Source organism: Lentiprolixibacter sp., assembly GCF_982873095.1.
Map to the genome: position 1 here is coordinate 1 of NZ_CEYNTP010000083.1, position 10,252 is coordinate 10,252.

The 10,252-nt window shown below is 46.9% G+C and carries 11 protein-coding genes; 5 read left to right on the forward strand and 6 right to left on the reverse strand.

What is annotated here, in order from left to right; translation table 11 throughout:
* A partial coding sequence (locus AC4E7D_RS06705) for an ArnT family glycosyltransferase (RefSeq protein ID WP_490173039.1) occupies nt 1-1,525 on the forward strand: 1,525 nt, incomplete at its 5' end.
* A gap of 16 nt (nt 1,526-1,541) precedes the next feature.
* On the opposite strand, the gene AC4E7D_RS06710 is transcribed toward AC4E7D_RS06705, so the two are convergent.
* The 5 genes from AC4E7D_RS06710 to AC4E7D_RS06730 are packed head-to-tail and all read right to left on the reverse strand — an operon-like array spanning nt 1,542 to nt 5,935.
* Nucleotides 1,542-2,417: a lysylphosphatidylglycerol synthase transmembrane domain-containing protein gene (locus tag AC4E7D_RS06710; protein ID WP_490173040.1), complete on the reverse strand. Its 876-nt coding sequence runs from the start codon at nt 2,415-2,417 to the stop codon at nt 1,542-1,544.
* On the reverse strand, nt 2,401-3,360 hold the full coding sequence (locus AC4E7D_RS06715; RefSeq protein WP_490173041.1) for a glycosyltransferase family 2 protein: 960 nt from the start codon (nt 3,358-3,360) through the stop codon (nt 2,401-2,403). The genes AC4E7D_RS06710 and AC4E7D_RS06715 overlap by 17 nt, the downstream gene beginning before the upstream one ends.
* A gap of 39 nt (nt 3,361-3,399) precedes the next feature.
* A complete protein-coding gene (gene meaB / locus AC4E7D_RS06720) occupies nt 3,400-4,440 on the reverse strand; it encodes a methylmalonyl Co-A mutase-associated GTPase MeaB (RefSeq protein WP_490173042.1) in 1,041 nt (346 codons plus the stop codon).
* A 2-nt stretch (nt 4,441-4,442) separates the two neighbouring features.
* Complete coding sequence (locus tag AC4E7D_RS06725; RefSeq protein ID WP_490173043.1) at nt 4,443-5,003, reverse strand: DUF2911 domain-containing protein; 561 nt, start codon at nt 5,001-5,003, stop codon at nt 4,443-4,445.
* A 29-nt stretch (nt 5,004-5,032) separates the two neighbouring features.
* Entirely contained in the window at nt 5,033-5,935 is a 903-nt protein-coding gene (locus tag AC4E7D_RS06730) for an aldose epimerase family protein (RefSeq protein ID WP_490173044.1), read from the reverse strand.
* A gap of 107 nt (nt 5,936-6,042) precedes the next feature.
* Between AC4E7D_RS06730 and AC4E7D_RS06735 the strand changes: the two genes are divergently transcribed.
* Genes AC4E7D_RS06735 through AC4E7D_RS06745 form a run of 3 tightly spaced genes read left to right on the forward strand, consistent with a single transcriptional unit; the run spans nt 6,043 to nt 8,594 of the window.
* Entirely contained in the window at nt 6,043-6,585 is a 543-nt protein-coding gene (locus AC4E7D_RS06735) for an RNA polymerase sigma factor (protein ID WP_490173045.1), read from the forward strand.
* A complete protein-coding gene (locus tag AC4E7D_RS06740; protein WP_490173046.1) occupies nt 6,569-7,153 on the forward strand; it encodes a hypothetical protein in 585 nt (194 codons plus the stop codon). The genes AC4E7D_RS06735 and AC4E7D_RS06740 overlap by 17 nt, the downstream gene beginning before the upstream one ends.
* Entirely contained in the window at nt 7,125-8,594 is a 1,470-nt protein-coding gene (locus AC4E7D_RS06745) for a hypothetical protein (protein WP_490173047.1), read from the forward strand. Before AC4E7D_RS06740 ends, AC4E7D_RS06745 begins: the two co-directional genes overlap by 29 nt.
* A 100-nt stretch (nt 8,595-8,694) precedes the next feature.
* Here the strand turns inward: AC4E7D_RS06745 and msrA are convergent, their stop codons facing one another.
* Nucleotides 8,695-9,393 carry a peptide-methionine (S)-S-oxide reductase MsrA gene (gene msrA / locus AC4E7D_RS06750; RefSeq protein WP_490173048.1) on the reverse strand — a complete coding sequence of 233 codons (699 nt, stop codon included), beginning with the start codon at nt 9,391-9,393 and terminating at the stop codon, nt 8,695-8,697.
* Between the two features lie 109 nt (nt 9,394-9,502).
* On the opposite strand from msrA, the gene AC4E7D_RS06755 reads away from it, so the two are divergent.
* The gene (locus AC4E7D_RS06755; protein ID WP_490173049.1) at nt 9,503-10,177 is read left to right on the forward strand and encodes a peptidoglycan DD-metalloendopeptidase family protein; all 675 of its coding nucleotides are present in this window, start codon (nt 9,503-9,505) and stop codon (nt 10,175-10,177) included.
* Nucleotides 10,178-10,252 lie beyond the last annotated feature (75 nt).

Here is a 10,252-nt window from a genome sequence, read left to right on the forward strand (position 1 = left end):
AAATGATTTTATAAATCTCTTCAAGGGTCCTGAAGAATATCTGGATAAGCCCCATCTGCACTACTGGCTCGCGGCCTTGTCTTTCAAGATATTTGGCATTTACGACTGGGCCTATCGCATACCTGCTATCCTGGCCACATTCCTGGGGGGATGGAGCTGTTACGGCCTGGGGAAGACCTTGTATAATGCAGACGCCGGGAAAATCGCAGCGCTTATTTTCCTCAGCGCACAGACCATTGTACTTTCTGTGATTGATGTGCGTACGGATGCCGTGCTTACGGGTTTCACGGCATTTGCCCTATGGCAGCTCCTGCTGTATTTTGAACGGGGAACACTGGGAAGTGTGATGCTAGGTGCACTGGGGGCAGGCCTCGCCTTCTCCACTAAAGGACAGATTGCCCTGGTGGTCATTGGCCTTCCGTTATTGTGTTACCTGGCCTATACCCGTAAATGGAAGTTGCTGTTGAACTGGAGGGTGGGGCTAGCCCTTGTGGTATTTGCCCTTACCATTACTCCTATGCTTTATGCCTACTACCAGCAGTTTGACCTGCACCCCGAAAAGGTGATCCGGGGAAAGGGAGATCGCAGTGGATTCCGGTTTATATTCTGGGAACAAAGTTTTGAGCGGCTGAGTGGGGAGGGGGTCGGACAAAACAGTAGCGACTACTTTTTCTTTTTCCACACCTTCCTTTGGGTCTTCCTGCCCTGGACGGTTATTGGCCTTGCCGCCTATGGAACCAGGGTAAAGCGTTTTTTTAGCAATCGTTTTCACCCGGAAAAGGGGGTTGAATTCCTCACGGTAGGCGGCATTACCCTGATCTTTTTACTGATCAGCTTTGCCCAGTTTAAGCTGCCGCATTACCTCAATATCACGATTCCCTTATTCGCCGTGCTTTCTGCTGCATATTTGGGATGGCTGCGAAACGAAAAGCGTGAAAAAACATTGAAGATTTTTAGGAATGTCCAGTACGGAATACTTGGGTTGTGCTTCGTGGTTGCTGCGCTATTAACACAATTCGTATTTGAATCGGGGATCATTGGGAATATATCTTTAAGTGTTTCTATATCGATATTAGTCTATGTTTTTGTAGAAAAAACCACACCATTCAACAAGATCATTACCACGGCAATATTGAGTGCGGTATTGCTTAATCTATCCCTCAATCTGTCCTTTTATCCTTCCTTGCTCAACTATGAAGCAGGCGCCACCATGGCAGAAATCGTGAAGGAAGAGGAAATTCCGGTGGACCGGATCTATAAGATCTCTGAGGCGCACACCTGGGCCCTGGATTTCTACAATAGACGCCCGGTTAAGATCACTTCTACAGATAGATTAGTGGAAATGGATGACGTCTGGGTGTATGTTACAGAAAAGGAGTTGGAGGTCTTGAAGACAAAGGGAATTAAATGGAAAGAGCAGTTTTCGGCAGATCAATTCCGCATTACCCGGCTACAGGCCCGGTTCCTGAATCCAGATACCCGTGAGGAGGTCCTTAGGAAAAGGTACCTGCTTCATTTGGAATGATGGGTTTCGCATTTGATCAGCGTTCATGCACAACTAATTCCGGCTTTTTAAAGTGGTAAACCACCCCTGCCAGTGATATCAGGGCAGTGATCAGGAAAAAGACCACACTTATACTGATCGAAGCACTTTCCTCAAGGCCAAGCCATAAGGCTCCGTAGAGGAACACTACTTCGCGGCTGCCAATCCCGCCTATGGTAACAGGCAATACAGCTACAATGGAGGATACCAGGAAGATAAAGAGATAGGAGAGAAGATCGCCTTCCAGGCCCAGGGATCTCCAGATCAAAAAAACAGAGAGCAGCTGCAAGAGCTGTACCGCTGCCGAGAATCCCAGGGAAGGCCAGAAAATGGGTAGAACATACTCAAAAAACCTCCTGTTGAGTACCCAGAAGACGGTGAAGGAAAGCACAATCGTAATGGCGATAAGTACACGATACGGTTCAAGGACATCTACATCCAGGAACAGGGCAAGCAAGCAGGCATAGGCAAATAGCAATAGCAATCCACTTAACCGGTCCAGGACCATGATGGCAATTACCCTTTTGGTTCCGATCCCATATTTCTTTTGCAGCACGTACCCCTTGTAGGCATCTCCCCCAATTCCTCCGGGAAGAAACAGGTTGTAGAACATACCCAACAGGTACAATTTGAGGTTGCTCAGGTGGGTGAGCCATACGTTTATCTGATGGAGATAGGTGTTCAATCGAAATGCAGCCAGGAATTTTGAAGCTGCAAAGGCGATGATCGCCCCTAATAAGTAGACCGGATGTGTATTTTGCACCGTGTTCAGTACGTCCTGTAGCTGGATCTTACTGAACACGAAATACAGGAGCACTGCGCTGGCCAGCAGCTTTAGTGCCGTGGTTACCGTTTTCTTACGGATGCTTCCCACCTATACTTATTTTCTTGATCCGATAGGGGCGTTTGTTCTGGGACTCATAGTACGTACGGATGAGCAGTTCCATCACAATACCGATAGTAAACAACTGAATACCCGCCAGGATGAACATCATCCCAAAAATAAGCAGAGGGCGGTTGCCAATATCCTGCCCGAATCCCCATTTCAGGACAAAGAGGTAGATGTTGATAATGATCCCAAGTAAGGTCAGCAAAACCCCGAAAATCCCGAAGAGGTGAATGGGCCGTTGAAAATATTTCCGTATAAAGAGCAGCAGCATCATATCGGCGACTACCTTAAAAACCCGTTCCAACCCATACTTGGACACCCCTGCATTTCGGGCGTGGTGCTTTACAGGTACCTGTTTGATCTGAGCTCCTTCCAGATGAGCCAGTAGTGTGATAAAACGGTGCATTTCTCCATAGAGGTTCAGGTCCTTGGCAATGTCCTTGCTAAACACTTTTAGGGCACAACCGTTGTCTTTGATATCGAGTTTTGTTACCCTCCGTACCATGAAGTTGGCAATTTTAGATGGGATTTTCTTGACCAGGGAGTCCTTCCTTTTCTGCCGTATACCGGTTACCACATCATAACCTTCATTAACTGCGAAATGCAACATCTGTGGGATGTCTGCCGGATCATTCTGTAGATCCCCGTCCATGGTGATGATATAGTCCCCTTCGGCGTAATCTATGCCTGCGGCCAGGGCCAGGCTTTGTCCGTAATTCTTCTTTAGTTCGATCAGGTGAACCCGTGGGTCTTCCAGGTTGCGAACCACCCGGCGTGTTCCGTCAAAGGAGAAATCATCAACGATGATAATGTCATAGTGATACCCCTCAAGGGCCTTGTGGACCTTCTCCACCAGTAGGGGGATGTTCTCTGCTTCGTTGAAGACCGGAATTACCAGGGAAAGGCGGGTAGCTGTAATGGGTTGCATTGCGGATTTTAGAATTGCAGCAAAATTAGCTTTTTTATTTCAGTTCTCTTTGTAGCAGGATAAGAGTACTTCCGCAGCTTTGAAGGGTGATATCTCATTGTTGGCCACCTGAAGGGTAAGTTGTTCAAGCGCCGCCTTCACGCCTTGGTGCTGGTAAAAACTGTATTTGAGCAGCTCATCCACCGTCTGCATAAACCAGAAGGTGTTTTGCTCTTTACGGTGGAGGTCGAACTCCCCCGAGGCCCTGTTTTGTGCTACAAAATCCATAATCATATCCCATAGTTCTGCTATACCTTCATTATTAAGAGCTGAACAGGTGGTTACCTTCGGGGTCCAGCCATTGGATTTCGGAGGGTATAGTTGCAAGGCGCTTTCAAATTCAGACCGCGCCTGTTGTGCCCTTTTGAGGTTATCTCCATCGGCCTTGTTGATCACAACCCCGTCTGCCATTTCCATGATCCCCCTCTTGATGCCCTGCAGCTCATCCCCGGCACCCGCAAGTTTAAGGAGCAGGAAAAAATCTACCATGCTGTGTACGGCGGTCTCACTTTGTCCCACACCCACGGTTTCGATCAAAATGATATCATATCCGGCAGCTTCGCACAGAATTACGGATTCCCTTGTCTTTCTCGCCACACCTCCTAGGGAATCACCCGTAGGAGAGGGCCGGATAAAAGCATCCGGATCGCGGGAAAGTTCCAGCATCCTGGTTTTATCCCCGAGGATGCTGCCCTTAGTAACACTACTGCTGGGATCTACAGCAAGTACGGCTACTTTTTTACCCTTAGAGGTAATCAGTTTTCCAAGCTGCTCAATAAAGGTGCTCTTGCCCACTCCCGGTACCCCGGTAATCCCGATTCGGATGCTGGCTTTGCCTTTAGGCAGGCAGGCTTCGATCAACTGCTGGGCCTTTTCATGATCTTCAGGCCTCCGGCTTTCGATAAGGGTTATTGCCCTGGCAAGGAGGGTTTTGTTCCCGGAAAAAATGGCTTGAGCCAGTTCCTTTACTTCAGGAATTTTCTTTCTCTGGAATTTTAGAGGGCTAATGTCTTCAGCGCTTTTTTTTGGAGGGGTACTCAAGTTTATTGATTGATGGGAATTCTTACTTTAGTTTTATCCCAGCTCAGGGTAAGGTAAAGCTGGGCCTCCTCTTCGAAATCAATGGTGAAGCTTTCAACGGGCTCGTTGAGCCCAAGGACCGGTACTTCTACCTGGAACACGTCATTTTCTGCATTTCGTGTTGTCTCCCTACCCCCGCTGATCAGGGTAACCCCCCAATCTGGGACTTCAGAATTAAACATCACCATCCATTTGTCGGGCCCGGGTACCGTCCATAGGGAGTACATTCCGGGGGGCAATTTGTTGTCAAGGATTTGCAGGGCAGTTTTGGTGGAGAAGGTGGTGGGTTCATTGGCACCTGTACGCCAGACGACATTGTAAGGTACCAGTTCTCCGAAGATTACCCGCCCCTTTTTGAACGGACTACTGTATTTTACTTCCAGTTCAAGTCCATTCTGTGCATAGGTAGCTGTGCGCTCCGGACTGTTTTTCTTGGTCTGCTCTTTCAGATAGGGCATGCCTACAAAGATGAACAGTACAATCACCACAACAAGGACGGCGAGGATCCATTTTAAGATTTTCATAGGGGGTACGTTTTACACTTATATCTCCTCTAAGGTACTAAATCAAAGGTAAACTTGCTGTTGTTGATATATCTTTCCCCAGGTTGCAGATAGGGTGGAGGAAAGGAAGCAAAATTGGGGGCATCCGGGTAGTTCTGTGTTTCAAAACATATGCCAGCAAACCAGGGAGGAGTAAAAACTACTACCGCGGGTTGATTGGTACTGACCCGCATGCGAATGCCGGATATTGAGGAAGACACCATGGAAACAAAGTCCCCCGTGAGTGCAAAAGGCGTATCAAAACGCGTTTCACCGATCGCTTTAGGGGTTCGAAAATCAAATTCTGTCCCCTTAACGTTCATTAATGTTCCTGTGGGCACCAGATTGGGTTGTGTTTCAAGGAATCGCTCACTGCCCAGTTGCAGTTGATAGTGTGATACTGAATTACTGTCATCTAGCTGAAAATAGGAATGGTTGGTTAAATTCACTACCGTAGGCCTGTCTGTTGTGGCCTCATGTATTATTTTAAGCGTGTTTTTCAGAAGCTGATAGGTGACCATTACCTCGAGGTTGCCCGGATAACCTTCTTCCAGATGCGGGCTGTGATAGGCCAGTTTAACATAGGGGTCAGTACCCTTATGCACTTCAATGATTTCCCAGTATTTGTCGGCAAAACCCTCTTTTCCGCCGTGGAGATGCACCCCTGCTTCCGAGTGTAGGGGATAAAAGCTGTTGTCCAGCGAGAATCCCCCGCCAGAAATCCTACCAGCAAAACGGCCTACGCAGGCACCAAGGGAAATTTCGTCCCTTAAGTAGGCTTCGGGATCTTCAAGTGCTACGACTGTATTCTGCCATTTTTGGTTTTTGTCCCGAAACATAAGTTTCCGTATCCGCGCCCCGTATTCCAGGACATTCAGGGATAGGAATTCATTATTTATAGTAACTTGTTGCAAGGCGATCTAGTGAAAAAGTTTTATAAAAATACAGGTTTTTGCAACAGCCCGAAATATATCTCGTCCTTAGGGTAGCAAGAACAATTAACCAATAGGAAACCCACCTGATGTTTCAGATTGATCTGGTAGAACGGTGCCGAAAGAACGACCGGAAGGCACAGTTGCAACTTTACAAACAGTATTGCGATGGCATGTACTGTGTGGCCGCACGTTTTCTGAATAACTCAGATGATGCTGAAGATGTCTTGCAGGAAGCCTTTATAAAAGCCTTTCAAAAAATACATCAGTTTAAGGGTGAGGTAACTTTCGGGGCCTGGTTAAAACGTATTGTGATCAACAGTTGTATCGACTTCCTGAAATCCAAAAAGATGGAATTCGTGGAACTGAAGGATTACCAGATGAAGGTAGTTGAAGATGAGGACTGGTCGGTTTCCGAGACCATCTCCCTAAGGGAAGTGAAACAGGCGATGGAGCAGTTGCCGGAAAAATACAAATACGTGGTACAGCTCTATTTGGTTGAGGGTTATGACCATGCCGAGATTTCCCAGATACTTAAGCTGACCCAGACGGCATGCCGGACCCGACTTATGAGGGGAAAAGCCCATCTGAAGGAACTATTAAAAAAGAAAAGCCATGAAACAGGATCTTAGAAAATTATTTGAGACAGAGCGGGAGAGGCAATTCCGGATGAAAGACGGTCATGAAGCGCGTTTTATGAAACGCCTGGAGGAGGAAATGCCGCCCCAAAAGCCCCATAACCGGATGTGGATATGGAGTGTTGCTGCGGCCGTTGTGGTGTTATTCGGATTGGGAATTTATTTCCTGGGGATAAACAACGAAGTGTTACCAGCAGAAACTCCCACAGTAACTGCGGAGGAAGCTGATACCACAGAAGGCATATCCATTGGCGATTTGTCCCCGGATTTACAGAAGATAGAAGACTATTACCTGGCCAGTATCAACCTGGAATTATCCAAACTGGAGGTTTCTCCGGATAATAAGGAGCTGGTGGATGGCTATATGGAACAATTGGCAGCATTGAACCGGGAATACGATCAACTGAATAAAGAACTAAACACATTCGGGCCCAATGATCAAACCATATCGGCCCTGATAAAAAACCTGCAGCTTAGGCTTCAGTTACTACAGAAATTAAAGGAGAAGTTAAATCAAATTAAATCATCAAAAAATGAACAACTATCATCAAATCATGTGTAAACCCCTGTTGCTGGTTTTTGGCCTGCTCGCTTTCGGGGTGAACGGACAAAGCCAGAAAAAAGAATACAAAGAGACGTTTAAAGTGAGCAGCGATGCCGTGCTGGACATCAATACCTCACATGCAGATATCGAGTTTGATACCTGGAACAGGAACGAGGTTGTAGTGGAGGCTACTATCGAACTGGAGGGGGCCACTACGGAGGAAGCTGATGCTTATTTCGAAGAGAATGGCATTAAGATCCTCGGGAATAGTGAACGCATTGAAATCAGTACTTCAGGAAGCAAAAGCTGGCAGTTCAGAACTATGGACGGACATTTTGCTGATCTCGAAAATATTGTGATTGATATCCCTGAAATACCTGACCTTGAGCCGTTTTTTATGGAGTTGGAGATCCCGGAACTTCCAGAAATTGCAGAAATGCCCCCTATGCCCCCTATGCCTGCGCTGAAATTTGAAAATTTTGACTACGATAAGTACAAGAAAGACGGGGAGAAGTATATCCAGGAGTGGGCTGAGGAATTTACCAAAAACTTCGATGAGAAATATGAGAAGAAATGGGAAGAATGGGGAGAGCGTTTTGCCAAGCGAATGGAAGAAAGAGCTAAAATAGCAGAAGAACGTCAGGCGGAAAGAGAAGAATTGCGTAAAGAGCGTGAAGAACTGAGGAAGGAGCGTGAAGAAATCAGGATGAAAGCCCAGGAAGAGCGCAGAAAGGCCATGGAGGAACAGCGTAAACTCAGGGAAGAGGAAAGAGCGGCAAGGCGTAGCGCGTTTATTTCCGGAGATGCCCCACGTATTTTTTACCGCTCTTCAGGAGGAGAAAGTAAAAGCTTTAAGGTTAAAAAAACTATCAGAATAAAAATGCCCAAGTCCACCAAGCTCAACATGAATGTCAGGCATGGGGAGGTGAAACTGGCTGAAAACACCAAAAATTTGCAGGCAACCTTGTCCTATTCAAGGTTGCTTGCCTCCACCATAGAGGGGGACAAAACCAATATACTGGCCTCCTATTCCCCGGTGAATGTGCAACATTGGAACTATGGCAGGCTAAAAGCTCAATTTTCTGAGGATGTCGCACTTCAGGAGGTACACGACCTGATCCTGACGGCAACTTCTTCCGAGGTAACTATCGACAGGCTCCTAAAAAGTGCGGAATTGAACAACAATCTGGGGCATCTGGAAATCAATGCTATCCATGATGACTTTACTAATCTGGATATATCCGTTCAAAATGGGGAAGTGGTTTGTGTATTGCCGGATTCCCCCTTTGAGATTACCGTTGAGGGGATTTCAACGGACTTGTCAACTCCTGCGGGGTTGGTGCTTAAGCGTAGTCAGGAAAACAGCCGTGTGATTCACAGGGGAAATCAGGGAAGCCCAAATAACGGTAAATCTATAAAGATCAGCGGCCGATATAGTGATATCGCGCTCAAGCAATAATCCGGTCTTTCCCAAATGACACGATTCTGGCAATATGTCGAGCCAAAACCTACATAACGGCATTCTTCACTTGTCTGCCCTGCCTTTTCCTGAAGGCGTATTAATGGGCATCTTCCTTTAGATATTCCGGAAAGTTTTTCTTGAACCTGTTATAGCGGGGTATGGATATATTTCGGATGTAGGGATTATCCGGATTCCTCCGCTCGTAATCCTGATGGTATTCTTCCGCCTCGTAAAAGATTGTGAAAGGCTTAACTTCAGTAACGATGGGCCTGTCATACTCTTGCTGGTCCGTCAGCGCCTGGATATAGGCCTCGATGATCTGCTTCTCCGTTTCGTTCTTATAGAAGGCGATGGAACGGTACTGCGGACCCCGGTCAGGCCCCTGACGGTTCAGGGTGGTAGGATCGTGACTTCCAAAAAATATCTGCACCAGTTCCGTAAAGGAAATGACCTTGGGATCGTAATAGATTTCCACAGCTTCCGCATGCGTAGTTTTACCATAGCTCACCTGTTCATAGGTAGGATTTTCCTCTGTTCCACCAGAATATCCCGAAATCACCTCAGCTACTCCTTTTACGCTTTCGTATATGGCTTCAACGCACCAAAAACAACCTGAGGCGAAATACGCCGTCTCATATTGCTGCAGGTCCTGGGGTGAGGGCTTCGAATGTACTGCCTGCTCTTTTATCTGAGCCTCTTTTGCAGCGGAGTTTGCATCCCCCTTGTTCTTGGAAAGACAGCTGCTGCTCACCAAAAGGGCCAGTATGGGAAGGGTATAGCGAAATATCTTTTTCATAATTCCTTTTTTTTCAAAAATGCGCAATCCCCGGAACACATAAGGTTAAAGCATTGTTAATTTGAGTGTTACAGGTGATTTTGTCAGTCTTTCCTATCTTGTACCAACTATGACGTCAACGGTATCGCTTGCTGCACTTCGGCCCGGGAAGCCCTTGTCTATTCTGGATCCCATTATTCCTATATCCAGCTATTGCGAGATCAACCTTGCAACCACAAATGAGGAACTAAAGGGGGTAGCCCTGACCGATCCCCACTCCTGTCAGGCCTATATCGATACATTCCTAAAGCGTAACAAGGCCAGAGTGGCCTATGGTGGCTACCTGGAGGTTCGCGATCTTTACGGCGATAAACCGGCTTTTTCTGAGGGCACCCCCAGGAATGTTCATTTGGGATTGGATTTTTGGGCAAAGGCAGGGACAAAGGTCATCACTCCCCTCGAGGGGGTGGTTCATAGTTTTCAAAATAATAGCACCCAGGGGGATTATGGCCCAACCATTGTCCTGGAACACCACACAGTTGCAGGTACCTTTTATACCCTTTACGGGCATTTATCTGTGGAATCCCTGGAAGACCTCAAAAAAGGGGACACTTTTATGGCTGGTTCAGTCCTTGGCACCCTGGGGACAACAGATGTCAATGTTAACTACGCCCCGCACCTGCATTTTCAGTTGATCCGGGATATAGGCCCGTATCAGGGAGATTATCCCGGTGTATGCTCGGTAAACGAACTGGAATATTACAGTACGAACTGTCCGAATCCCTGTATTTTGATCGGATTCTGATCCTTTGCACCCTAAAATTATCCGATGATCGACACCTTTTCCCGATAAGCGGATTTAGGGTATTGGAACGTTCAT